This window comes from Streptomyces sp. NPDC003943, from assembly GCF_053605265.1.
In genome coordinates this window covers 1-23,248 of sequence record NZ_JBSGIW010000107.1, presented here as the reverse complement: position 1 = coordinate 23,248, position 23,248 = coordinate 1, and the positions used below count along the sequence as shown (strand labels likewise).

Annotated in this window: 27 protein-coding genes and 1 riboswitch; of the genes, 13 read left to right on the top strand and 14 right to left on the bottom strand. The window is 74.4% G+C overall.

The window, feature by feature from the left end; genetic code table 11:
* The 3 genes from ACWEV0_RS31420 to ACWEV0_RS31410 all read right to left on the bottom strand — a co-directional run.
* Positions 1-311: DUF2630 family protein (locus ACWEV0_RS31420; RefSeq protein WP_453153079.1), on the bottom strand; the 311-nt coding region annotated here is incomplete at its 3' end.
* Between the two features lie 166 nt (positions 312-477).
* Positions 478-894 carry a hypothetical protein gene (locus ACWEV0_RS31415; protein WP_453153078.1) on the bottom strand — a complete coding sequence of 139 codons (417 nt, stop codon included), beginning with the start codon at positions 892-894 and terminating at the stop codon, positions 478-480.
* On the bottom strand, positions 891-1,319 hold the full coding sequence (locus ACWEV0_RS31410; RefSeq protein ID WP_453153077.1) for a DUF7144 family membrane protein: 429 nt from the start codon (positions 1,317-1,319) through the stop codon (positions 891-893). Before ACWEV0_RS31410 ends, ACWEV0_RS31415 begins: the two co-directional genes overlap by 4 nt.
* 196 nt (positions 1,320-1,515) lie before the next feature.
* On the opposite strand from ACWEV0_RS31410, the gene ACWEV0_RS31405 reads away from it, so the two are divergent.
* The gene (locus tag ACWEV0_RS31405) at positions 1,516-1,926 is read left to right on the top strand and encodes a hypothetical protein (RefSeq protein WP_453153076.1); all 411 of its coding nucleotides are present in this window, start codon (positions 1,516-1,518) and stop codon (positions 1,924-1,926) included.
* A gap of 84 nt (positions 1,927-2,010) precedes the next feature.
* Here the strand turns inward: ACWEV0_RS31405 and ACWEV0_RS31400 are convergent, their stop codons facing one another.
* Positions 2,011-2,520: a hypothetical protein gene (locus ACWEV0_RS31400; protein ID WP_453153075.1), complete on the bottom strand. Its 510-nt coding sequence runs from the start codon at positions 2,518-2,520 to the stop codon at positions 2,011-2,013.
* 98 nt (positions 2,521-2,618) lie between these two features.
* Positions 2,619-2,990, bottom strand: a complete 372-nt coding sequence (locus ACWEV0_RS31395; protein ID WP_453153074.1) for a VOC family protein — start codon at positions 2,988-2,990, stop codon at positions 2,619-2,621.
* Positions 2,991-3,100: 110 nt separating this feature from the next.
* On the opposite strand from ACWEV0_RS31395, the gene ACWEV0_RS31390 reads away from it, so the two are divergent.
* The gene (locus tag ACWEV0_RS31390; protein ID WP_453153073.1) at positions 3,101-4,174 is read left to right on the top strand and encodes a MerR family transcriptional regulator; all 1,074 of its coding nucleotides are present in this window, start codon (positions 3,101-3,103) and stop codon (positions 4,172-4,174) included.
* Between the two features lie 17 nt (positions 4,175-4,191).
* On the opposite strand, the gene ACWEV0_RS31385 is transcribed toward ACWEV0_RS31390, so the two are convergent.
* Positions 4,192-4,824: an FMN reductase gene (locus ACWEV0_RS31385; RefSeq protein ID WP_453153072.1), complete on the bottom strand. Its 633-nt coding sequence runs from the start codon at positions 4,822-4,824 to the stop codon at positions 4,192-4,194.
* Between the two features lie 4 nt (positions 4,825-4,828).
* Positions 4,829-5,908: an LLM class flavin-dependent oxidoreductase gene (locus tag ACWEV0_RS31380; protein ID WP_453153070.1), complete on the bottom strand. Its 1,080-nt coding sequence runs from the start codon at positions 5,906-5,908 to the stop codon at positions 4,829-4,831.
* Between the two features lie 125 nt (positions 5,909-6,033).
* Here ACWEV0_RS31380 and ACWEV0_RS31375 point away from each other — a divergent pair, with 125 nt between their 5' ends.
* The 3 genes from ACWEV0_RS31375 to cobM all read left to right on the top strand — a co-directional run bounded on the left by ACWEV0_RS31375 (position 6,034) and on the right by cobM (position 8,251).
* Complete coding sequence (locus tag ACWEV0_RS31375) at positions 6,034-6,168, top strand: DUF6126 family protein (protein ID WP_453153069.1); 135 nt, start codon at positions 6,034-6,036, stop codon at positions 6,166-6,168.
* A 77-nt stretch (positions 6,169-6,245) separates the two neighbouring features.
* Positions 6,246-7,505: a precorrin-6y C5,15-methyltransferase (decarboxylating) subunit CbiE gene (gene cbiE, locus ACWEV0_RS31370; protein ID WP_453153068.1), complete on the top strand. Its 1,260-nt coding sequence runs from the start codon at positions 6,246-6,248 to the stop codon at positions 7,503-7,505.
* Complete coding sequence (gene cobM / locus ACWEV0_RS31365; RefSeq protein ID WP_453153067.1) at positions 7,502-8,251, top strand: precorrin-4 C(11)-methyltransferase; 750 nt, start codon at positions 7,502-7,504, stop codon at positions 8,249-8,251. The genes cbiE and cobM overlap by 4 nt, the downstream gene beginning before the upstream one ends.
* 41 nt (positions 8,252-8,292) lie before the next feature.
* Here the strand turns inward: cobM and ACWEV0_RS31360 are convergent, their stop codons facing one another.
* From ACWEV0_RS31360 to ACWEV0_RS31350, 3 genes are all read right to left on the bottom strand, one after another.
* Complete coding sequence (locus ACWEV0_RS31360; RefSeq protein ID WP_099895366.1) at positions 8,293-8,367, bottom strand: 50S ribosomal protein bL37; 75 nt, start codon at positions 8,365-8,367, stop codon at positions 8,293-8,295.
* Positions 8,368-8,461: 94 nt separating this feature from the next.
* Entirely contained in the window at positions 8,462-9,031 is a 570-nt protein-coding gene (locus ACWEV0_RS31355; protein WP_453153066.1) for a GNAT family N-acetyltransferase, read from the bottom strand.
* A gap of 41 nt (positions 9,032-9,072) precedes the next feature.
* The gene (locus tag ACWEV0_RS31350; RefSeq protein ID WP_453153065.1) at positions 9,073-10,197 is read right to left on the bottom strand and encodes a cobalt-precorrin-5B (C(1))-methyltransferase; all 1,125 of its coding nucleotides are present in this window, start codon (positions 10,195-10,197) and stop codon (positions 9,073-9,075) included.
* A gap of 21 nt (positions 10,198-10,218) precedes the next feature.
* Between ACWEV0_RS31350 and ACWEV0_RS31345 the strand changes: the two genes are divergently transcribed.
* Both ACWEV0_RS31345 and ACWEV0_RS31340 read left to right on the top strand, forming a co-directional pair.
* Complete coding sequence (locus tag ACWEV0_RS31345) at positions 10,219-10,977, top strand: cobalt-precorrin-6A reductase (protein WP_453153064.1); 759 nt, start codon at positions 10,219-10,221, stop codon at positions 10,975-10,977.
* A gap of 99 nt (positions 10,978-11,076) precedes the next feature.
* The gene (locus tag ACWEV0_RS31340; RefSeq protein WP_453153063.1) at positions 11,077-11,382 is read left to right on the top strand and encodes a hypothetical protein; all 306 of its coding nucleotides are present in this window, start codon (positions 11,077-11,079) and stop codon (positions 11,380-11,382) included.
* A 72-nt stretch (positions 11,383-11,454) separates the two neighbouring features.
* Here ACWEV0_RS31340 and cobJ read toward each other — a convergent pair whose 3' ends face one another.
* From cobJ to ACWEV0_RS31325, 3 genes are read right to left on the bottom strand one after another with little or no spacing between them, the layout of a single operon-like run.
* Positions 11,455-12,912, bottom strand: a complete 1,458-nt coding sequence (gene cobJ, locus ACWEV0_RS31335; protein ID WP_453153082.1) for a precorrin-3B C(17)-methyltransferase — start codon at positions 12,910-12,912, stop codon at positions 11,455-11,457.
* A gap of 56 nt (positions 12,913-12,968) precedes the next feature.
* Positions 12,969-13,622, bottom strand: a complete 654-nt coding sequence (locus tag ACWEV0_RS31330) for a precorrin-8X methylmutase (RefSeq protein ID WP_453153062.1) — start codon at positions 13,620-13,622, stop codon at positions 12,969-12,971.
* Entirely contained in the window at positions 13,619-15,061 is a 1,443-nt protein-coding gene (locus ACWEV0_RS31325; RefSeq protein ID WP_453153081.1) for a cobalamin biosynthesis protein CobG, read from the bottom strand. The genes ACWEV0_RS31330 and ACWEV0_RS31325 overlap by 4 nt, the downstream gene beginning before the upstream one ends.
* Before the next feature lie 603 nt (positions 15,062-15,664).
* A riboswitch (cobalamin riboswitch) is annotated at positions 15,665-15,803 on the top strand.
* Positions 15,804-15,845: 42 nt separating this feature from the next.
* On the opposite strand from ACWEV0_RS31325, the gene cobN reads away from it, so the two are divergent.
* The 4 genes from cobN to ACWEV0_RS31305 all read left to right on the top strand — a co-directional run bounded on the left by cobN (position 15,846) and on the right by ACWEV0_RS31305 (position 21,256).
* Positions 15,846-19,478, top strand: a complete 3,633-nt coding sequence (gene cobN, locus ACWEV0_RS31320) for a cobaltochelatase subunit CobN (protein ID WP_453153061.1) — start codon at positions 15,846-15,848, stop codon at positions 19,476-19,478.
* A gap of 4 nt (positions 19,479-19,482) precedes the next feature.
* On the top strand, positions 19,483-19,800 hold the full coding sequence (locus tag ACWEV0_RS31315; protein ID WP_453153059.1) for a hypothetical protein: 318 nt from the start codon (positions 19,483-19,485) through the stop codon (positions 19,798-19,800).
* A gap of 142 nt (positions 19,801-19,942) precedes the next feature.
* Complete coding sequence (locus ACWEV0_RS31310) at positions 19,943-20,887, top strand: hypothetical protein (protein WP_453153058.1); 945 nt, start codon at positions 19,943-19,945, stop codon at positions 20,885-20,887.
* Between the two features lie 12 nt (positions 20,888-20,899).
* Entirely contained in the window at positions 20,900-21,256 is a 357-nt protein-coding gene (locus ACWEV0_RS31305; RefSeq protein ID WP_453153057.1) for a GntR family transcriptional regulator, read from the top strand.
* Positions 21,257-21,289: 33 nt separating this feature from the next.
* Here ACWEV0_RS31305 and ACWEV0_RS31300 read toward each other — a convergent pair whose 3' ends face one another.
* Positions 21,290-21,850, bottom strand: coding sequence for a histidine phosphatase family protein (locus ACWEV0_RS31300; protein WP_453153055.1), 561 nt, complete (start codon positions 21,848-21,850; stop codon positions 21,290-21,292).
* Between the two features lie 229 nt (positions 21,851-22,079).
* Between ACWEV0_RS31300 and ACWEV0_RS31295 the strand changes: the two genes are divergently transcribed.
* Both ACWEV0_RS31295 and ACWEV0_RS31290 read left to right on the top strand, forming a co-directional pair.
* Complete coding sequence (locus tag ACWEV0_RS31295; protein WP_453153054.1) at positions 22,080-22,310, top strand: CbtB domain-containing protein; 231 nt, start codon at positions 22,080-22,082, stop codon at positions 22,308-22,310.
* 35 nt (positions 22,311-22,345) lie between these two features.
* The coding region (locus ACWEV0_RS31290) for a CbtA family protein (protein ID WP_453153053.1) at positions 22,346-23,248 on the top strand (903 nt) is incomplete at its 3' end.

Sequence of the window (23,248 nt, the reverse complement as noted above, 5' to 3'; positions counted from 1 at the left end):
AGGGCCACCTCCTGGGCGCGGAGGTGCTTCTTGACGGTCATCGGGTAGTACGTGCCGCCCTTGACGGCGGCGCAGCTCGTCGCCCAGGCCCGGGCTGTGCTGGGCGGCCGGACGGCCGCCGTGTCCGGGTCCTCGCCGAACTCGGCCTTCGCGCGGCGCTGGCGCAGCAGGTCCCAGCACTGGTCGAGCTGGACCTCCAGCTCGGCGAGGCGGGACCGCTCCTCGTCGAGGAGGCCGCCGGTGCGCTGCCGCAGGGCGCGCTCCTCCTCGACGAGGGCGCCGATGTTCTGGAGGATCTCGTCGTTGTCCATGCCCTCAAGCGTGGCCGATGGGTGCCGGGCGCGCAGTTCGGGGAAGCCGGACGGCTCAGACGGCGCGGACGGCTCGGTGACGGACGGCTCGGAGGGCTCGGTGACGGACGGCTCGGAGGTCTCGTGCGGCTCGGATGGGTCGCACGGCTCGGATGGCTCGTACGGCTCAGTGGCGGACGGCCTGGACGACCTCCGCCTTGGTTGCGCCGGACAGCGAGCGATTGCTCCGTGCCGTGCCGGTCTTGGCCGCCTTGGCCCCGACGTTGGTGATGTTCATGACGACCGCGTCGAGCAGATTGCCGTCCTTGTCGCGGAAGTTGACCCAGATCGTGTAGTCGGCGGTCGAGCCCGTCGGGTTGGTCGCGGTGATCGTGGCGACGGTCCGGTCGCCGTCCGTGGACGTCGGCCCGGCCGTGACGTCGCCCTTCGCGTCGACCCCGTTCTTGATCTGGTTCATCTTCTCCTGAGCGGCGGCGGTGGCGGAGGCGACGATGCTCCCCGCCTTCTCCTTCGCCTGCTCGCAGCCGGTGAGGGCGAGGACGGCGAGCAGCGCTGCCGTGGCCGCCGCGACCGCGCGCCTCATGCGCCGCCACCTCGCGTCTTCGCCTTCTTCCCGTACGACTCGTCCGCCGCCAGCGCCCAGATGACGAAGACGGACACGGCCATCGAGAACAGCGCCCACCACGGCTGGTACGGCAGGAAGAGGAACTGGGCCACGATGTTCAGCGCGGCGAGCGAGATGCCCGCGACCCGGCCCCATTCGGCGCCGTTGAGGATCCCGATGCCGGCGATGGCGACGACGACGCCGAGGCAGAGGTGGATCACGCCCCAGGACGTGAGGCTGAACTTGTAGACGTAGTCGCCGAGGCGGGCGTACACGTCGTTCGAGGCGATGCCCGCGATGCCCTGGAGGATGTCCACGACGCCGGTGACCAGCATCAGGACGCCACCGAAGAAGGCACCCCCGGCGGCCCAGGAGGAATGCTGCGATGCGGTGTTCTGGCTCATGGGCTCATCGTGGGAGCGATGGCCCCGGTCACGGACCTTCTGCTGGCCCGTACGGGTGAGGCGCCGCCGCCCCGGATGCTCTCGCGGACGGTCACCCGGCTGATCCACTTGCGGGGCATGCGGGCCGGGTGTGCCCTGGAGGGTGCAGGACAGCCAGCGCCGGGCGCTCTGCGCAGGCGCGGGAAAGGAGTCCGCCATGGCCGCACACGCAGCGGTACGACCCGCCCGGAGGCAGCAGCTGAGCATGCACGGCTGGGGAGTGCCCCTCCTCATCGGCATCGCCTACGGTTTCTACGCCCCCACCAACGCCCGGCGCGGCGGCGAACCGACCTGGGGCCAGTTCTGGCTCGGCCTCATCAGCGGCGTCGTCGTCGCCGTCGCCGTCTACGCACTCAACCGCTACGGCCACCTGCTGCGGCGCGAATTCCGCGCGGCGGCCTGGGGAGTGCTGGCGGGCTGCGCGATCGGCTTCCTCTTCAGCCTCGCCGACCGCAGCATCTTCTCGTCGTCCATGCTGGGCCTGATCGTGGCCGGCTGCACCGCTGCCGCCGCCTTCTACCTCTTCTACACGCACGAGGACGCGAGGGGCCGCCCGGCGCCCTACTGAGCCCGGCTTCTACCGGGCTCCGCGGCGACCCGGCCTACGGGGCTCCCGGGCTGCCAGGCTCCCCGGCTACGGCTACGGCTACGGCTACCGGCTACCGGCTCCCGGGCTGCCGGTACGCCGCCGGTAGTACGCGACGGCCACCGCCGCGAGCAGCGGCGGCCAGGCCGCCAGGAGCAGATAGCAGCCGTAGAACAGCGCCGACTGGCCCGCGGTCATCGCCATGCCGCCGTCGCCGAGCCCCGCGTACACGGCGTACGCCGACCAGCCGGCCGTCGCGGCCAGCCCGACCGCCCCGGCGAGCGCGGCGCCGGTGGCGGCCCGCGCGTTCACCCGCCGCCCGAGGAACACCTCGCCCCAGCCGCGCACCAGTCCGAGCGTGAGGAACGCCAGCAGCTCGGAGCCGACGGTCAGCCCGATCATGTACGCGAGCATCGCGGGACCCGGATCGCTGTACCGGGTCCCGCTCTCCACGACCGGCAGCCCGAACGCGAGCGCGAGCCGCCACAAGCCGGCGGGCAGCACGACGAACGGCACGGCATGGGCGGCGAGGGCGGCCCAACGGGGCACGGTGGGAAGAGCGTTCGGCTTCAGCATGCCGTCAGCCTCCCGCCCGCGCCGGGCCCGGCACGTCGGCCCGGCGGCCCGACCGGCTCCGCCGCACGGCGGAGCCGGGATGGTCCCTCGGCCGGTCCTCAGGCGTTCCGGGGCGTGGTCTGCTGCACCGCCCACCGGTTGCCGTCCGGGTCCGCGAAGTACACGAACGACCCCCACGGCTGGTCGTCGATCGGGGTCACGTCGACGCCCCGTGCGGTCAGCTCGGCGTGCGCCTCCTCGATGTCGGCGACGACGACCTGCATGTTGTCCAGCGAGCCCGGGACCATCTCCGTGATGCCCTTCCCGAACGCGATCGAACAGGCCGAACCGGGCGGCGTCATCTGCACGAAGCGGATCGCGTCGCTGACGGTCACGTCGTGATCGGCGTGGAACCCGACCCGCTCGTAGAACGACTTCGCCCGGTCCACATCGCTGACCGGCACCCCGATCAGCTCCAGTCTGATGTCCATGCGCGCATCATCCGCCGGGCGGCCCCGAACCGCCCGTTGACCTTCCCCCGCCGGGAAGGACCAGCATCGGCGGGGCCGGGCAAGGAGCCCGGTTCGGGGAGGCTTGGGGCATGTCGATGCTGACGATCGGGGACTTCGCCCGCGCAACCGGGCTCTCGCCCAAGTCGCTGCGCCGCTACGACGAGCTCGGCCTGCTGCCGCCCGCGCGCGTGGACCCGTACACCGGCTACCGCTACTACGCGGAGACGCAGGTGGACCGGGCGCGCCTGGTCCGCTGGCTGCGGCGGATCGGGATGCCGCTGGCCGAGGCGGGGCGGGTCTGCGCGCTGTACGAGACGGACGCGGCGGGCGCGGCCCGGGCGATCCGCAGGTACTGGGCCGGGGTCGAGTCGGAGACGGCGGCGCGGCGGAATCTGGCGGCCTCCCTGGTGGACCGGATGAGAGGACCCACTGAGATGACCACCTCCATGTACGTGCTGGACGCCGCCATGCTGCTCGACCGCGGCCTGGTCCGCCCCACGCAACAGGACGCGGCTCACGCGGGCCCGCGGCTGCTCGCCGTCGCCGACGGCTTCGGCCCCGAGGGCGGGCGGGCCGCCCGCGCGGCGGTCGCCGCGCTGGAGTCCGTTCCGCGGCAGGCATCCCGCGCCGGGGACGTCCTCAACGCCCTGGAGGACGGGGTGCGGGCGGGGAACGAGGCCGTGGCCGGCCTCGCCGCCCCGGACTCGGGGACGACACTGACCGCTGCCGTGCTCACCGGCACCCGTCTCACCCTCGGGCACGTCGGTGACTCGCGGGCCTATCTGCTGCGGGCCGCCGACGGCGAGCTCGTGCGGCTCACCCGCGACCACACCGTGGTCCAGGCGCTCGTCGACGCGGGCGAACTCGACCCCGCCGAGGCCGCCGACCGCCCCGACCGCGCCCTGCTCCTCCGGGCTCTCGACGGCCGGGACGTGCCGCCGGAGCCCGAGCTCGGCGTGGGTGAGGTGCGGGCGGCTGACCGGCTGCTGCTGTGCACGGACGGGTTGTCGGCGCTCGTGCCGCACGAGGAGATCCGGCTCGCGCTCGCCGGGGGCGGCACTCCGGAGACCACCGCCAGGGCCCTCATCACGCTCGCGCGCGGGCTCGGCGGCCCGGACAACGTGGCGTGTGTGGTCGCGGACGTGGTGCCCGTGCGCGAGTAGTCGGGACTGGTTGGGGGCTAGTCGAGGCGCAGGTCGGCCAGGCCCGCCAGCTGTTGTTCGAACGGGACGACCTCCTCCTCGGCCGCCTCGTGGGCCGGGCGGGACGCCACCAGGGTGGCGAACTCGACGCCCGCGCGGGTGATGCGGGCCGGGAGGCCCTCGGTGTACTCGTCGCCGGTCGAGCCCCAGTCCTCCGAGGCCGCGTAGACGGCGGTGGGGGAGACGGAGGCGCGGAGGTAGGCGAAGAGGGGGCGCAGGGCGTGGTCGAGGACGAGGGAGTGGCGGGCGGTGCCGCCGGTGGCGCCGAGGAGGACCGGGACGCCGGTGAGCGCGGCCGGGTCGATCAGGTCGAAGAAGGACTTGAACAGACCGCTGTACGAGGCGGTGAAGACCGGGGTCACGGCGATGACCCCGTCGGCGCCGGTGACCTTGTCGATCGTGTCCTGGAGATTCTGCGAGGGGAAGCCGGTGACGAAGTTCTTCGCGATGTCGACGGCCAGGTCGCGCAGTTCGACGACCTCGACGTCGACGGCGTACTCCTGCTCGGCCAGCCGGTAGCGGGCGGCCTGCAGGAGCCGGTCGGCGAGCAGCCGGGTGGAGGAGGGGCTGCTGAGTCCGGCCGACACGGCGACCAGCTTGAGCGTGCGCATGGCGTCAGGCCTCCTGGTTCTTCAGTACGGCGGGGTGGAGCGGGGCGGTCGCCGGGACGTCGGCCGGGCGCAGGTTCTCGAACTCCTTGCGGAGCACCGGGACGACCTCCTCGCCGAGGATGTCGAGCTGTTCCAGGACCGTCTTGAGCGGCAGGCCCGCGTGGTCGATCAGGAAGAGCTGGCGCTGGTAGTCGCCGACGTACTCCCGGAAGGACAGGGTGCGTTCGATGACCTCCTGCGGCGAGCCGACGGTCAGCGGGGTCTCGCGGCTGAACTCCTCGAGGGACGGACCGTGGCCGTAGACCGGCGCGTTGTCGAAGTACGGGCGGAACTCCCGTACCGCGTCCTGCGAGTTCTTCCGCATGAAGACCTGGCCGCCGAGGCCGACGATCGCCTGCTCGGGGGTGCCGTGGCCGTAGTGCGCGTACCGCTGGCGGTAGAGGCGGATCATCTTCTCGGTGTGCTGCTTGGGCCAGAAGATGTGGTTGGCGAAGAAGCCGTCACCGTAGTAGGCCGCCTGCTCGGCGATCTCCGGGGAGCGGATGGAGCCGTGCCAGACGAACGGCGGCACACCGTCGAGCGGGCGCGGGGTGGCCGTGAAGCCCTGGAGCGCGGAGCGGAACCTGCCCTCCCAGTCGACCACGTCCTCCCTCCACAGCCTGTGGAGGAGCGCGTAGTTCTCGATGGCGAGCGGGATGCCCTGGCGGATGTCCTGCCCGAACCACGGGTAGACCGGACCGGTGTTGCCGCGGCCCATCATCAGGTCGACGCGCCCGTCGGCGAGGTGCTGGAGGGTCGCGTAGTCCTCGGCGATCTTCACCGGGTCGTTGGTGGTGATCAGGGTCGTGGACGTGGAGAGGATCAGGTTCTCGGTGCGCGCGGCGATGTGCCCGAGGAGGGTGGTCGGGGAGGACGGCACGAACGGCGGGTTGTGGTGCTCGCCGGTCGCGAAGACGTCCAGGCCGACCTCCTCGGCCTTGAGCGCGATGGCGACGGTGTTCTTGATCCGCTCGTGCTCGGTGGGGGTGCGGCCGGTGGTGGGGTCGGCCGTCACGTCGCCGACGGTGAAGATCCCGAACTGCATCGTGCTCACCTCTCGCCTTTCGTTCTGGTGGTTGAATCTTAAACCATTGCGTCCAACGGCGCACCCCCGCGCCGTATTCCCCGGGTCTCCCGGGCCCGCCGTCCCGGCCCCGTACCCTGGTGGGCATGGCGGAATTCGATCTGGAGCGGTGGAAGGAGCGGGGCGTGATGCTCCGCGTCTTCGTGTACGTCTTCGTGACGCACGCCCTCGCCGGGTTCATCTGGCTGCTCTTCTACGTCGGCGAGCACGCCCCGAAGTAGCCGCCGAAGCAGCCGCCGAAGGGACGACTCGGCGGCCGCTCCGCCGGGCCTCGCGGGGCTCACGTAGAGTCGCCGACGTGAACGCTGCGATATCGGTGCCCGCAGTGCCCGCGGTGTCGGTCGTCGGAATCGGCGCGGACGGCTGGGACGGGCTCCCCGAGGCATCCCGCCGCACCCTGCGCGCCGCCGAGGTGCTGATCGGCGGCCCCCGCCAGCTCGACCTGCTGCCCGCCGCCGACTGCCCCGGCACCCGCGTCACCTGGCCCAGCCCGCTGCGCCCCGCCGTGCCCGGCCTGCTCGCCGCCCACGAGGGCCGCCGGGTGGCCGTGCTCGCGAGCGGCGACCCCATGTTCTACGGGATCGGCCGCACCCTCGCCGAGCTCGTCGGCCCCGACCGGCTGCACGTCCAGCCGCACCCGTCGTCCGTCTCGTACGCCTGCGCCCGGCTCGGCTGGCCGCTGGACGCCACCGAGACGGTCTCGCTCGTCGCCCGCCCCCTCGACTCCCTCACCGCGGCCCTGCACGACGGCCGCCGGCTGCTGCTGCTCAGCGAGGGCGCCGGCACCCCGGCCCGGGTCGCCGCGCTGCTGCGCGAGCGGGGCTGGGGCGGTACGCGGATCCGGGTCCTGGAACAGCTCGGCGGCGGCCCGGCCGAGCGGATCCTCGACGGCACGGCCGACGGCTGGCCGTACCCCGACGAGGACGTCGACCCCCTCAACGTCATCGCCCTCGACTGCGCACGCGACCCCGGCACGCTGCGGCTCGGCACGACGCCTGGCCTGCCGGACGAGGCGTACGAGCACGACGGCCAGCTCACCAAGCGGTACGTGCGCGCCGCCACGCTCGCCGCGCTCGCGCCCGCCCCGGGCGAACTGCTCTGGGACGTCGGCGGCGGCTCCGGCTCCATCGGCATCGAGTGGATGCGGGCGCACCGCGGCTGCCGGGCGGTCGCGGTGGAGAAGTCGGCGGAACGGGCGGAGCGGATCACCCGTAACGCGGCCGCCCTCGGCGTGCCCGGGCTGAGGGTCGTGACGGGCCCCGCGCCCGCCGCGCTCGCTGACCTTCCGGCGCCCGACGCGATCTTCATCGGCGGCGGCCTGACCGCCCCCGGCCTGCTCGACGCCTGCTGGGACGCGCTCCCGGCGGGCGGCCGGCTCGTCGCCAACACCGTGACGCTCGAGTCCGAGGCGCTGCTCGCCGAGCGTCACCGGCGGCACGGCGGCGAGCTGGTCCGGCTCGCCGTCGCCAACGCCGTGCCGGTGGGCGGCTTCACCGGCTGGCGCCAGGCGATGCCCGTCACCCAGTGGTCCGTAACGAAGGATTGTGGAGAGCAATGACCGTCTACTTCATCGGCGCGGGCCCCGGCGCGGCCGACCTGATCACCGTGCGCGGCGCGCGGACCCTCGCCCACTGCGGGGTCTGCCTCTACGCGGGCTCGCTCGTGCCGCGCGAGCTGCTCGCCGAGTGCCCGCCGGACGCGAAGCTCGTCGACACCGCCAGGATGGACCTCGACCAGATCGTCGCCGAGATCGCCGCCGCCCACGAGGCCGGCCAGGACGTGGCCCGGCTGCACTCCGGCGACCCGTCCGTCTTCAGCGCGATGGCCGAGCAGATGCGGCGGCTCGACGCGGCCGGCATCCCGTACGAGGTCGTGCCCGGCGTTCCGGCGTTCGCGGCCGCCGCGGCCGCGCTCAAGCGGGAACTGACCGTGCCGACCGTCGGCCAGACCGTCATCCTCACCCGCATCGCCCAGCAGGCCACCCCCATGCCCGACGGCGAGGACCTGGCGACGCTGGGGAAGAGCGGCGCGCTGCTCGTCCTGCACCTGGGCGCGCGGTACGTCGACCGCATCGTCTCCGAACTGGTCCCGCACTACGGCGCGGACTGCCCGGCGGCGGTCGTCGCGATGGCCAGCCGCCCGGACGAGCTGGTGCTGCGCGGCACCCTGGAGGACATCGCGGAGCAGGTGAAGGCGGCGGGCATCACGAAGACCGCGGTCATCATCGTGGGCCGCACGCTCGCGGCCGCCGAGTTCCGCGACAGCCACCTGTACGACCCGGCCCGGGACCGCCACACCTGCTGACGGTCCCAGGCACGCGGCCCGCGCCTGCTACGCGTCGGGTTCTACGCGTTGGGCCGCTTGCCGTGGTTGGCCTTCTTCTTCTTGCGGGCCCGCTTCTTGTTGCCGCGCTTCGCCATGGGACTCCCTCTCGCTGGGGGACGTTGCCGTGGCCAGCCTAGGTTCGAGACCCGGGCCCCGCACGTCGACGGCCCCACCTGGGACGGAGATCGGCTACCCCACGTCCTGACCGGTGCGCGCTCCCCACTCCGGGGCGATGACCGACATCAGCGTCGCGTCCACCCGCTCCCCCTCCCACAGCAGCGCCCCCCGCAGCACGCCCTCCGCCCGGAAGCCCGCCTTCTCGTAGGCGCGCCGGGCGCGCGGGTTGAACGCGTACACCTCCAGCCACACCCGGTAGAGCCCCAGCCCCTCGAAGGCGTGGCCGACGATCAGCCGGGTCGCCTCCGTGCCGAGGCCGCGGCCGAGGGTGTCGGGCGACAGGCAGATGCGGAAGCCGCAGCTCTCGTTCGGCGCGTCCCACTCGTTCAGCACCGCCTCGCCGACGACCCGCCCGGTCGCCCGCTCCACCACGGCCAGATCGAGCCGGTTGCGCTGGGCGCCCCGGGTCGCGTACCACTGCCGCAGCGCGGCCTCGGGGAAGTCGGCGTGCGAGCCGGTGAGCCGGCCGATCTCGGGGTCGTTCAGCATCGGAAGGAGCGCGGGGACGTCGTCCTCGGTGACCGGGCGGAGGATGACGAGGTCGCCGCGCAGGGTGGGCTTGAACGAGAAGTCGGTCGTCATCCCGGCATTGTGCGCGCGCCCGGACCCGCAGTCCCCCGGTTTTACGGTCTTCCCGGTCCCGCCACCGCCGACCGCCCCACGACCACGCCCGCACGGTCGATGCAGACCACGTCCACCGCGACCGGTGCGCCGCGCAGTACCGCCAGGGCCTCGTCGCGGGCGCGGGCGGCGACGAGGTCGCCCAGGGGCACGGCGGCGGCCTCGGCGAGGCGGAGGGCGGCGAGGCCGGTGTTGGCGGTGGCGATGTCGGCGGCGAGGGCGTCGGAGGCGCCGCCCGCGCGGGCCAGGTCGGCGAGGAACGGCTTGTCGACCTGGGAGCGGGCGGAGTGGAGGTCGAGGTGGCCGGCGGCGAGCTTGGAGAGCTTGGCGAAGCCACCGCAGAGGGTGAGCCGGTCGACCGGGTGGCGGCGGATGTACTTGAGGACGGCGCCCGCGAAGTCGCCCATGTCGAGGAGGGCGATCTCCGGCAGGTCGTACAGCTCGGTGACCGTGCGCTCGGAGGTCGAGCCGGTGCAGCCCGCGACGTGCGTGAGGCCGCCGGCCCGGGCCACGTCGACGCCGCGGCGGATCGAGTCGATCCAGGCGGAGCAGGAGTAGGGGACGACGACGCCGGTGGTGCCGAGGATGGACAGGCCACCGAGGATGCCGATGCGCGGGTTCCAGGTGGAGCGGGCGATCTCGGCGCCGTTGTCGACGGAGATCGTGATCTCCACGTCGCCCGTCCCGCCGTGGACGGCGGCGGTCTCGGCGACGTGGTCGCGCATCATCTGGCGCGGCACCGGATTGATCGCGGGCTCGCCGACCTCCAGGGGCAGCCCGGGGAGGGTGACCGTGCCGACCCCGGGACCTGCGCGGAACACCACGCCGGAGCCGGGCGGCAGGAGCCGTACGGTCGAGCGGACCAGCGCCCCGTGCGTGACGTCCGGGTCGTCGCCCGCGTCCTTCACCACGCCCGCCATGGCGGTGTCCGCCGTCAGGGACTCGACGCCCAGGGCGAAGGACGGCGTCTGGCCCTTCGGCAGGGTGATCGTCACCGGGTCCGGGAACTCCCCGGTGAGCAGCGCCGTGTACGCGGCGGTCGTCGCCGCCGTCGCGCAGGCGCCGGTCGTCCAGCCGGGGCGCAGACCGGTGTGCTTGAGTTGGGCCGCACGACCGCCGGAACTCATGAATGGACCCCCAGGATTCCCATGCACGTACTCATCCTCGGCGGGACGACCGAGGCCCGCGTCCTCGCCGGACTGCTGCACGAGGGGCCGCACGAGGAGCTGCGCGTGACCAGCTCGCTCGCCGGGCGGGTCGCCGCGCCGCGGCTGCCGGCCGGCGAGGTGCGGATCGGCGGGTTCGGCGGGCCGGCGGGGCTCGCCGCGTGGATACGGGAGCACGCCGTGGACGCGGTCATCGACGCCACCCATCCCTTCGCCGAGCGGATCAGTTTCAACGCGGCCGAGGCGGCCGCCACCGCCCATGTTCCCCTGCTCGCGCTGCGCCGTCCCGGCTGGGTCCCGGTGGAGGGGGACGACTGGCACGACGTCGGCTCCCTGGAGGAGGCGGCATCGGCGCTGCGCGGCCTGGGCGACCGCGTCTTCCTCACCACCGGCCGCATGGGCCTCGCCGCCTTCGCCGACTGCCCCCAGTGGTTCCTGGTCCGCTCGGTGGACGCCCCCGAGCCCCCGATGCCCGGCCGCACCGAAGTCCTCCTGGACCGCGGCCCCTTCACCCTCGCCGGCGAACGCGAACTCCTCGCCCGCCACCGCATCGACGTCCTCGTCACGAAGGACAGCGGCGCCACCGCCACCGCCCCCAAGCTCCGGGCCGCCCGCGAGGCGGGCATCCCGGTCGTCCTGGTCCGCCGTCCGCCGGTCCCGGCGGGCGTACCCGTGGCGACCACTCCCGAGGAGGCCGCGGCCTGGGCGATGACGGGCGGCGGCGGCGCGGTGTCGCGCTGAGCGGGTGGTCGGCCGGCGGTCCCGCGCGGTCTGGGTGCGGGGGCCGTCGGCACGTACCTACGATGGTTCCAGGGGCTCCACCGAGCGCGGGAGGCTGCCATGGAGGAGCGTTTCGTGTGGGTGACGACCCGACGCATCAAGCCGGGCACCCTGAAGGAGTTCGAGAGGGCCTGGCGGCCTCAGCCGTATCCGCAGGCCCTTCGTCATGCGTACGCGTACTGGTCGGAGGACGGGCAGGAGATCACCGGCGTGTCGTTCTGGGACTCCGAGGAGGAGTGCAGGACGTGGCGGGCCTCCGAGGCCGAGACCCGTCGGCGGGCGGCCATGGATCCGTACGTCGTCGAGGAGCGGGAGACCTTCTACCGGGGCCGCACGCTCCACGAGGTGCCCCCACATCCGATCTGAGCCCATGGTCACGGGGGCACGCCCGGACCCCCTGCCCGGGTCGATGACGACCCGGGCAAGGCCGGCCCTCGATCACCCCTGCGGGGTTTCCGGGCCTTCCGGGTAGCGTCGCGGCGTCCACGCGATGGTGCGGCCGTCCGCCAGTTCCGTCACCCGCGTCTGCGACGAACCGATCAGGAGCAGCGTGCGCATGTCGACCTCGGACGGGTCCAGGGCCTTGAGGGTCAGCACGCGGACGGACTGCTCCGGGCCGCCCACGTCACGCGCCACCACCACCGGGGTCTCCGGCGAGCGCAGTTCGAGGAGCAGCTCGCGGGCCGCGGCGACCTGGTGGGTGCGGGACCTGGAGCCCGGGTTGTAGATCGCGAGGACGAGGTCGGCCTCGGCCGCGGCACGCACGCGGGTCGCGATGACGTCCCAGGGCTTGAGGCGGTCGGAGAGCGAGATCGTGGCGTAGTCGTGGCCGAGGGGGGCGCCCGCGGCGGCGGCCGCGGCGTTGGCGGCGGTGACGCCCGGGAGGACCCGTACCGGGATGTCGGCGTACGCCGGTTCGGAGGCGACCTCCAGGACGGCCGTCGCCATCGCGAAGACGCCCGGGTCGCCGCCCGAGACGACGGCGACGCGGCGCCCGCGCCTGGCCAGGTCGAGGGCGAACTCGGCGCGCTCCGACTCGACCTTGTTGTCGGAGCCGTGACGGCGCTGGCTCGCCCGCAGGACCGGGACGCGGTCGAGGTAGGTGGTGTAGCCGACCAGGTCGTCGGCGTTGACCAGGGCGCCGCGCGACTCGGGGGTCAGCCAGGGCGCGCCGGCCGGGCCGGTGCCGACGACGACGACCTCGCCCTGCTCGCGTACCGGCGGCTGCTGGTCGATACGGGACGGCAGCACGGCCACGGAGAAGTACGGGACCGACTCCGGGTCCACGTCCGTGAGGCGGCCGGTGCGCTCACCCGCCATGAACGCGCGCTCCACGTACCGCGCGTCCTCGATCCGCCCGGCCCGTTCGAGCGCGCGGCGCACGGTCGGGAAGGTGCGGCCGAGCTTCATCACGACCGCCGAGTCGGTGCCCGCGAGCCGGGCCGTCAGTTCGTCCTCCGGCAGCGTGCCGGGAATGATCGTCAGGACCTCCTCCGCCTCGCACAGCGGCTCGCCGAGCCGCGCCGCGGCCGCGCTCACCGACGTCACGCCGGGGATGACGGTCGTGTCGTAGCGGTCCGCGAGCCGCTTGTGCATGTGCTGGTACGAGCCGTAGAACAGCGGGTCGCCCTCGGCGAGTACGGCGACCGTGCGGCCCGCGTCGAGGTGCGCCGCGAGCCGGGCCGCGGCCTCCTCGTAGAAGTCGTCGAGCGCGCCCCGGTAGCCGCCGGGGTGGTCCGTGGTCTCCACGGTGAGCGGGTACATCAGCCGCTCCTCGACGTGGTCCTCGCGGATGTGCTCGGCGGCGATGGAGCGGGCGATGGAACGGCCGTGGCGGGCCGAGTGGTAGGCGACGACGTCCGCCTCGGCGATGGCCTTCACGGCCGCCACCGTCATCAGGTTCGGGTCGCCGGGGCCCAGCCCGACCCCGTACAGCTTGCCGCGCTTCTCGGTCACTTCTGGATCTCCGCTTCGTGCGCGAGCGCGTTCAGCGCCGCCGCCGTCATCGCGCTGCCGCCGCGCCGGCCCCGTACCACCAGGTACTCCAGGCCCAGCTCGTTCGCGGCGAGCGCGTCCTTGGACTCGGCGGCGCCTATGAAGCCGACCGGGATGCCGAGCACGGCCGCCGGCTTCCCGGCGCCCTTCGCGATCATCTCCAGGAGGTGGAACAGCGCGGTCGGCGCGTTGCCGATCGCCACGACCGAGCCCTCCAGGCGGTCCCGCCACAGCTCCATCGCCGCGGCCGAGCGCGTGGTGCCGAGCTCGGCGGCGAGGCCGGGCACGGCCGGGTCGGAGAGCGTGCACACCACGTCGTTGTCGGCGGGCAGCCGCTTGCGGGTCACGCCGCTCGCGACCATCTGCGCGTCGCACAGGATCGGCGCGCCCGCGCGCAGGGCGGCGCGGGCGGCGGTGACGACACCGGGCGAGTACGCGACGTCCTGGACGAGGTCGGTCATGCCGCAGGCGTGGATCATCCGCACCGCGACCGTGGCGACGTCGGCGGGCAGCGCCGCGAGATCCGCCTCGGCGCGGATCGTGGCAAAGGAGCGGCGGTAGATCTCCGCGCCGTCCTTCTCGTACTCGAACATCCTCTTGCTCTCGCTCATCTCGTGGTGGTCGTCGTGGGCGTCGTGATCGTGCGGGCCGATGCGACCGCTTCGGACAGGGACGTACGGGGAGTGGGCACGCCGTCGACCAGGTACGCGTCGTCCCCGGTGGCGACGACGTCGATCCACGCGCCGTGCGGGTGCCCGCAGCGCCGCTCGCACCCGGCGAAGTGCACGGGCAGCGCCCCCGCGGGCGCCCGCCCGGCGTCGGCCCGCACGTCCGCGAGGGACTTGGCGCAACCGGGCCGCCCGGTGCAGGCGGTGACCCCGGCGCCGGGGTCGTCGGCGGTGGTGAGGAGGCCGGCGGCCGCGAGGGCAGCGAGCCGGGACGACGCGGAGGTGCGGGCGGGGGTCGGAGCGTGCGCGGGGCGGAGGCCAGGTGCCTGAGCGGCGGCCGCGGGGCCGCCGGGGGCTGCGGGGCCGCCGGGGGCTGCGGGGGCGGCGGAGTCCGCGGGGCCGGCGGGGCTCGCTTCCGGCAGGTCTGGTGCCGGCACCACGACCGCCCCGCGCCACGGCGTCAGCCGCACCTCGGCCGCGGGCAGCAGCGCCCGCAGCTGAGCGGCGGTCAGCCGGCCCAGCGGAGCCAGCACATGCGCCGCACGCTCCCCGAGCGGGCCGGGCGCGGGTGGCCGCCCGTGCGGCACCGGCGGTACGGGTACGGGCTCCGCCGCGATCCCGGCACCGGCCAGGGCGGCCGTCCAGTCCGGGGCGTGGCCGTCGGGCAGCTCGCGCAGTCGCCAGGCGCCGTTCCCGGCCGCTTCGGCGGCGTCGAGGAAGACGAGGGCGGCGGCCAGGGCGGCGCGGGCGGCCGTCGTGGCGGTGACGCCGGGAGCGGCGTCGGCCGGCGCGGGGTCCGCCTCCGTCACGCGGAACACCCGCGACCCCAGCCGCAGCAGCACGTCCCCGCCCGCCCCTGCGATCAAGGTCACATCGCCGCCGAGCCCGGCCACGTCGCCCCGCCCGTCGTCCAGGACGAACAGAAACCGTCCCGAAAGGGACGCCGCCCGCGGTGCCGCGCAGAGCAGCGCGTCCAGCTCGCGCGCCCACAACTGGACGTCGGCGTGGCCGAGTCCGTCGAGGCCGGCGGCAGGGGAGGCGAGGATGTTGCGGACGCGTTCGTGGGTGGGGGAGGGGAGGAGGCCGGCCCGGTCGAGGAGGTCGGCGAGGTCGGCGCCGCAGCCGTCCGGGAGGCCGCGCAGTTCGAGGTTGCCGCGTGAGGTGATGGTGACGCTGCCGTCCCCCAGGGTCTCGGCGGCGTCGGCCAGGACCTCGACCTGATCCTGCGTCAACCGCCCGGCGGGCAGCCGGAGTCGGGCCAGGAAGCCGTCGGCGGCGGCATGCAGGCGGAGCGCGCCCGGGCACGCGTCGCCACGGTCCCGTATGACGGGTTCGCCCCGTTCGGGCGCCGGGGGTGGGGTGGGCGGCATGGCGGCGAGCATACCCACGGGGAACCGCCCGGCCACCGAGTGTGATCCGGTCGACTCCCGGAGCGCGATGCGGCCGACGGCCGCGGGGGATCCGGCCGGGGCGCGGTCCGATTCGGGCGCGGCCGCGGCGCGAACCGCCCGCCCTTCGGGCGTGATCCGGCGGCCTCCGGTCGCGATCCGGCCGAACGCCCGTCGCGGGGCGCCCGACCCCCGTCGCGGTCCAGTCGACCCCGTCGCGATGCGGTCGCCTTCCCCCGCGATGCGGCGCCTTCCCTCGCAGCCCGGCCGGCCCCCGTCGCGATCCCGCCGAACCCCGTCGCGATGCGGCGCCTTCCCCGCAGCCCGGCCGACCTCCCCCGCGATGCGGTCGCCTTTCCTCGCAGCCCGGCCGACCCCGTCGAGATCCGGCCGACGTCCCCCGCGGTCCCACCGACGTCCCCCGCGATCCGGCCGACCTCCCCCGCGATGCGGCGCCTTCCCTCGCAGCCCGGCCGGCCCCGTCGCGGTCGCCGACCCCGTCGCGATCCGGCCGATTCCCCGGCGCGATCCAGCCCACCGCCCCCCGATGTGATCCGGCCGACCCCGCCGTGCCCTCCGGGCCGTGGGTCGCACGATCTAGGATGCAGATCGGCATGGGGTCCCAGGGCCCCGGGGAGGAAGCCCGGTGAGAATCCGGCGCGGTCCCGCCACTGTGAGCCGGTCCCGGGCAATCCGGTGGCCGGTGAGTCAGGAACTCCTGCCGTCCACACGACCACCCGGGGCGCGGACAACCCCGAGGAAGGGCCTGAGCCTCCCCATGCTCCTGCTGCTGTCGCACTCCGACACCGACCTGCTCAGCGCCCGCGCGGCGAACACCACCGCGACCGGCGACGAAGGCGTGGAGTGGCGTTACGCCAACCCCGCCCGCCTCCCCCTCGACGATCTCGCGGCGCTGCTCGACGGCGCCGAGCTCGTCGTCGTACGCCTGCTCGGCGGGCTGCGGTCCTGGCAGGAGGGCCTGGACGCGGTGCTCGCCGCCGGGAAGCCGGTGGTCGTGCTGAGCGGCGAACAGGCGCCGGACGCGCAGCTCATGAGCTCGTCCACGGTGCCGGTCGGCGTGGCCACCGAGGCGCACGCCTACCTCGCGCACGGCGGCCCGGCGAACCTCGGCCAGCTCGCCCGCTTCCTCTCCGACACGGTCCTGCTCACCGGCCACGGCTTCGAGCCGCCGGCCGCCGCCCCCACCTGGGGCCCGCTCGACCGCCCGGCGAAGGACGGCAGTGGTCCGACGGTCGCCGTGCTCTACTACCGCGCCCACCACATGAGCGGCAACACCGCCTTCGTGGGCGCCCTCTGCGACGCCATCGAGGACGCCGGTGCCAAGGCCCTCCCGCTGTACGTGGCGTCCCTGCGCGCCCCCGAGGCTGAGCTGCTCGACACGCTCCGGACCGCCGACGCGATCGTCACCACCGTCCTCGCCGCCGGTGGCACCAAGCCGGCCGAGGCGCAGGCGGGCGGCGACGAGGAGGCGTGGGACGCGGGTGCGCTGGCCGCGCTCGACGTGCCGATCCTGCAGGCGCTGTGCCTGACCGGCTCGCGGGCCGCCTGGGAGGAGAACGACGAGGGCCTGTCGCCGCTGGACGCGGCCAGCCAGGTCGCCGTGCCGGAGTTCGACGGCCGGCTGATCACCGTCCCGTTCTCCTTCAAGGAGATCGACGAGGACGGCCTGCCGGCGTACGTGGCGGACGCCGAGCGCGCCGCGCGGGTCGCCGGCATCGCCGTCCGGCACGCCCGGCTTCGGCACATCCCGAACGCCGAGAAGAAGCTGGCGCTCGTGCTCTCCGCGTACCCGACGAAGCACTCCCGGATCGGCAACGCGGTCGGCCTGGACACCCCCGCCTCCGCCGTGTCCCTTCTCAGGCGGCTCCTCGCCGAGGGCTACGACTTCGGGCCGGTCGAGGACATCCCGGGCCTGGTCTCCGGCGACGGCGACGAGCTGATCTACGCCCTCATCGAGGCCGGCGGCCACGACCAGGACTGGCTGACGGAGGAGCAGCTGGCCCGCAACCCGGTCCGCATCCCGGCCGCCGACTACAAGCGCTGGTACGCCCAGCTGCCGGCCGAGCTGCGCGAGCAGGTCGAGGAGCACTGGGGCCCGGCGCCCGGCGAGATGTTCCTGGACCGCTCGCGGAACCCGGAGGGCGACATCGTGCTCGCCGCCCTGCGCCGCGGGAACCTGCTCGTCCTCATCCAGCCGCCGCGCGGCTTCGGCGAGAACCCGATCGCGATCTACCACGACCCGGACCTGCCGCCGTCGCACCACTACCTGGCGGCCTACCGCTGGATCGCGGCCCGCGCCGAGGACGGCGGTTTCGGCGCCGACGCGATGGTGCACCTGGGCAAGCACGGCAACCTGGAGTGGCTGCCCGGCAAGAACGCCGGCCTGTCCGCCGCCTGCGGCCCGGACGCGGCCCTCGGCGACCTGCCGCTCGTCTACCCGTTCCTGGTCAACGACCCGGGCGAGGGCACCCAGGCCAAGCGCCGGGTGCACGCCACGCTCGTCGACCACCTCGTGCCGCCGATGGCGCGCGCCGACTCGTACGGCGACATCGCGCGCCTGGAGCAGCTGCTCGACGAGTACGCGCAGATCAGCAGCATGGACCCGGCGAAGCTGCCGGCCATCCGGGCGCAGATCTGGACGCTGATCCAGGCCGCCAAGCTCGACCACGACCTCGGCATGGCCGACCGGCCGGACGACGACGGCTTCGACGACTTCCTGCTGCACGTCGACGGCTGGCTGTGCGAGGTCAAGGACGCCCAGATCCGCGACGGTCTGCACGTCCTCGGTGGCGCGCCGACCGGCGAGGCCCGGGTCAACCTGGTCCTGTCGATCCTCCGCGCGCGCCAGATCTGGGGCGGCACGCAGGCGCTGCCCGGTCTGCGCGAGGCCCTCGGCCTGGACGAGTCGGCCGCCACCCGGACCACGGCCGACGAGGCCGAGGCGAAGGCCCGCGAGCTGGTCGAGGCGATGGAGGCGGCGGACTGGGACGTGGCCGCCGTCCCCACGGGCCACGGGCCGGACGTCGAGGCCGTGCTGCGCTTCGCCTGCGAGCAGGTCGTGCCGCGCCTCGCCGCCACCACCGACGAACTCGCCCACGCCGTCCACGCCCTGAACGGCGGCTTCGTGCCGGCCGGCCCGTCCGGCTCGCCGCTGCGCGGCCTGGTCAACGTGCTGCCGACCGGCCGCAACTTCTACTCCGTCGACCCCAAGGCCGTGCCCTCGCGGCTCGCCTGGGAGACCGGCCAGGCGCTCGCCGACTCCCTCCTGGAGCGCTACCGCACCGACAACGGCGAGTGGCCGACCTCCGTGGGCCTGTCCCTGTGGGGTACGAGCGCGATGCGCACCGCCGGCGACGACGTCGCCGAGGCCCTCGCGCTGCTCGGCGTCCGCCCGGTGTGGGACGACGCCTCGCGCCGTGTGAAGGGCCTGGAGGCCATCCCGCTCGCCGAGCTGGGCCGCCCGCGCATCGACGTCACGCTGCGCATCTCCGGCTTCTTCCGCGATGCCTTCCCGCACGTCATCGGGCTCCTCGACGATGCCGTGCGGCTGGTCGCGGGCCTGGCGGACGAGTCGGCCGAGGACAACTTCGTCCGCGCCCACGCCCAGGCCGACCTCGCCGAGCACGGCGACGAACGCCGCGCCACCACCCGTATCTTCGGCTCCCGGCCCGGCACCTACGGCGCCGGTCTGCTCCAGCTGATCGACTCGCGCGACTGGCGCACGGACGCCGACCTGGCCGAGGTCTACACGGTGTGGGGCGGTTACGCGTACGGCCGCGGGCTCGAAGGGCGCCCGGCGCGCGCCGAGATGGAGACCGCGTACAAGCGGATCGCCGTCGCCGCGAAGAACACGGACACGCGCGAGCACGACATCGCAGACTCCGACGACTACTTCCAGTACCACGGCGGCATGGTCGCCACCGTGCGTGCCCTGCGCGGCACGGCCCCCGAGGCGTACATCGGCGACTCCACCCGCCCCGAGACCGTCCGCACCCGCACCCTCGTCGAGGAGACCTCCCGCGTCTTCCGCGCCCGCGTGGTCAACCCGCGCTGGATCGAGGCGATGCGCCGCCACGGCTACAAGGGCGCGTTCGAGCTGGCCGCGACCGTCGACTACCTCTTCGGCTACGACGCCACGACCGGCGTGGTCGCCGACTGGATGTACGACAAGCTGACGCAGGAGTACGTCCTCGACCCGGAGAACCAGGCCTTCCTCAAGGAGGCCAACCCCTGGGCCCTGCACGGCATCGCCGAGCGGCTCCTGGAGGCCGAGTCCCGCGGCATGTGGGAGAAGCCGGACGCGGACACCCTCGCGGCGCTGCGCCAGGTCTTCCTGGAGACCGAGGGAGACATCGAGGGCGCGGCGGATTCCGCGGGCGGGGAGGACTGACCACATGACGGCAGTGACGGCGGTACGGAGAGCGGCGACGGCGGCCGTGGTGCTCGGCCTCGGCCTGGCCCTGGGGGCCTGCTCGGGCGGTACGGACGGCGGTGGCGGTACGGCCCCGGAGCCGGGCGCCACGACGGCCCCGGCCACGCCGACGGCCGCGCCCTCCGACACGGCGTCCGCGACCCCGTCCGTGACGCCTTCCGCGACGCCCTCCGCGACCCGGGAGCCGGCGTCCCCGACGCCGTCCCGGGTCCGGATCAGTCCGAGTCGCGGCGGCTGGAAGGTGAAGACCTTCCCGCCGTTCACGCCGCCCACCCCCTGACCTCGCCGGCCGCGGCTGACAGCCGCGGCCGGCGGTCGTGGCTGACGGGGTGGGAATTCGTCTGCTCGCCGGCGACGCGCGGCCCTGCACAACCTCATATTTGTTCTAGTAGAGTGCGAACAACTAGAACCGAGGGGGTCTCGTGAACCGTCTCCGCGCGCTCACCGCCGCGCCGTTCGTCCTCGCACTCGCCGCCCAGCTGCTGCTGTCCGCCCTCTGGCACGACGGCCTGCCGGATCCGCTCGCCACTCACTTCTCCGGCGCCGACGGCCGCCCCGACGGCTTCACCAGCCGTGGTGTCTACCTCGCGGTCAGCACGGGGCTGATCCTGGCGCTCGGCGCCGGCTGGACCCTGTTCGCGCGGCGCCGGGTGCTGTGGGGCGCATGGGCCACGGCCGGGTTCACCGGCGGGATCATGGTCCTGGCGCTGAGGAGCAACCTTGACGCGGCGCAGGCCGCGGAAGCCCGGTTCCCGCTCGCCCTCCTCACTCTCGCCGCCGGGGGCGCCGGACTCGCCGCGCTCGCCGGACTCGGCCTCGCCCGTCTCGTACCGCCCGAGCCCGTACCGCCCGCCGCCCCGGCCGCCGGCGCACCCCGGATCGAGCTCGCCGCCGGCGAGATCGCCGGCTGGTCCCGCGCCACCGGCTCCCGCCCGCTGACCGCGCTGTCCGTCGGCTTCCTCCTCGCGGGCGCCGCGGGTCTCGCCCTGGCGCCGGTCCTCGGCCCCTGGCCGTACCTCCTCATCGGCCTGGTCGGCCTCGTCGTCGGCGTCCCCGGGCTCGCGTTCTCCCGGGTCCGGGTGACCGTCGACCGGCACGGCCTGACCGTGAGCCCGACCGCGCTGCCCCGCCCCCGCATCCGGATCCCGCTCGACGAGGTCGCCGAGGCGGAGGCCGGCACGGTGGACCCCATGGCCGACTTCGGCGGCTGGGGCCTGCGCGGCCGTCCCCACCGGTCCGCTCTCGTCCTGCGCGCCGGCGAGGCCCTCGTCGTACGGCGCCGGTCCGGCTTCGAGTTCGCGGTGACCGTCCCGGACGCCGGGACCGCGGCAGCGCTCCTCAACGCGCTGGCCGGCCGATCGGCCTGAGAGGATCGGAGCGTGCTCTTCCGGGTCGACCCCGCCTCCGCCGTCCCGCTCGGCGACCAGATCGCCGCCTGCGTCCGCGGCGCCCTCGCCGACGGCACCGCCGCGCCCGGCGAACGCCTGCCCGCCGCCCGTGAACTCGCCGACTCCCTCGGCGTCAACGTCCACACCGTGCTGCGCGGTTACCAGCGGCTGCGCGAGGAGGGCCTCATCGAGCTGCGCCGCGGCCGGGGCGCCGTGATCCTGCCGGGCGCCGAGGCGCCCGGCCGCGCCCACCTCGCCGAAGGGCTCCGCGCCCTCGTCGCGGAGGCCCGGCAACTCGGCCTCACCGACGCGGAGTTCCTGGACCTGGCCCGCACGAGCCTCAGCTGAACCGCGCGCCGTGCCCCGGCGTTCGTGCGAGCCTCAGCTCACCGGCGCGCCCAGGCGCAGGTTCCAGCGCCCCGACCGCCCCGACAGTTCCACCCGCTCCAGCGGCCGCACGTCGAGCCGCCAGAAGACCGCCTCCGGCGCGCCGAGCGCGTGGGCGACGGCCGCGCGGATCACGTCCGGTTCGGCGACGGCCCACACGGTTCCCGGCTCCAGGGCGTCCATCCAGGCGGCGACGCGGGCGCGCAGGTCCCGCAGCGACTCGCCGCCGTGCGGCGCCGCGCCCGGGTCGGACAGCCAGGCCGCGACCGACTCCGGCTCCCCGGCGGCGAGTTCGTCCAGGCGGCGGCCCCGCCACCGGCCCATCGCACAGCCCGCGAGGGCCGGTTCGGCGGGCACCTCGGCGAGGCCGAGCAGCGCGGCCGTCTCCGCGCACCGCCCGGACGGCGAACGCAGCAGCCGTACCCCGTCCTTCGGTACGAGCAGCACGTCTCCCGCCGCCTCCACCGGGCCGGCGTCGTCGAACCGGGCCTCGCGCAGGGCCTTGTTCATCGCGGGAGCGACCAGGGACAGGCGCACGGTCGTCGGCTCTGGCATGGGTGATTCTTCCCTCAGCGTTCCAGGCGGTCTTGGCGTCGTGTGATCGGCGCGGTACCGTCAGTCGACATTTCCAAATGAACGACGACGGCGAGACGGAAGTCCGGTGCAAGTCCGGCACGGTCGCGCCACTGTGAGCTGCCCCCAAGCCGTGGGAGCGGTGAGTCAGACCCGACGACCGTCGTCGCGCACCACCGTATGGGACGCGAGTTCCCGAGGAGGTTCCACCATGGCCGAGGCCATCGCGTCGCCCGCCGTTCCCACCACCCCCGCCATCACCGCTCCGGTCTCGCTGCCGGTCCGCGCGGTGCTGCCGTGGGCGGCGTTCGCGGGCATCCTGATGCTCGTCGCGCTCTACTTCGTCGGTGCCGAGCAGGGCGCCCTGTCCGTGTTCGCGGGCGCCGACGTGCACGAGTGGGTGCACGACGGACGTCACCTGCTCGGTTTCCCCTGCCACTGAGCCCCAGGCTGCTGAGGCAAGGGACCACCGGGCGCATGTCATCCCCCACCACACCCACGAGCGCGCCCTCCGGCTCGCTCGTGGGCAAGCTTCTGGTCCGCGGCATGCTCGCGGGCCTCATCGCCGGCCTGCTCGCCTTCGCCGTCGCGTACGTCGCGGGTGAGCCGTCGGTCAACGCCTCGATCGCCGTCGAGGAGGCCACCGCCGCCAAGGCGGAGCACGCCGAGCACTCCGCTTCGGCGCATTCCCACGGCGGGAACGGCGCCAACGGGGCGGCCACCCAGGCCGACTCCGAGGAGGAGATCGTCAGCCGGGACCTCCAGTCCACGGCGGGCCTCGCCACCGGCGTCCTCGTCTACGGCGTGGCGCTCGGCGGCCTCGCGGCCCTGGCGTTCTGCTTCGCCCTGGGCCGGGTCGGCCGGTTCACACCGAGGGCCACGGCGGCGCTCGTCGCGGCGGCGGCCTTCACGACGGTCTATCTGGTGCCGTTCCTGAAGTACCCGGCGACACCGCCGGCCGTCGGCAACCCGGACACCATCGGGCAGCGCACCACGCTGTTCTTCCTGATGATCCTGCTGAGCGTGCTCCTCGGCATCGCCGCGGTCATCGCGGGCCGCCGGCTCGCCCCGCGCCTCGGCAACTGGAACGCGACCGTCCTCGCGGGCGCGGGCTACGTCGCCGCGATCGTGATCGCCTGCCTGTTCCTGCCGGACAACACGGACGCGGTGCAGCCGGAGTTCCCGGCGGCCGTGCTCTGGGACTTCCGGGTCGCGACCCTGGGCATCCAGCTCGCGCTGTGGACGGCCTTCGGGCTCGCCTTCGGCTGGCTCGCGGAGCGTCTCCTCGCCCCGAAGGAGGCTCCGGCGCAGGCCGCGGCCGTGGCCGCCTGCTCCTTCTCCCAGGCCATGACGTCGTCCCAGGTGATCTGCCAGACCAGC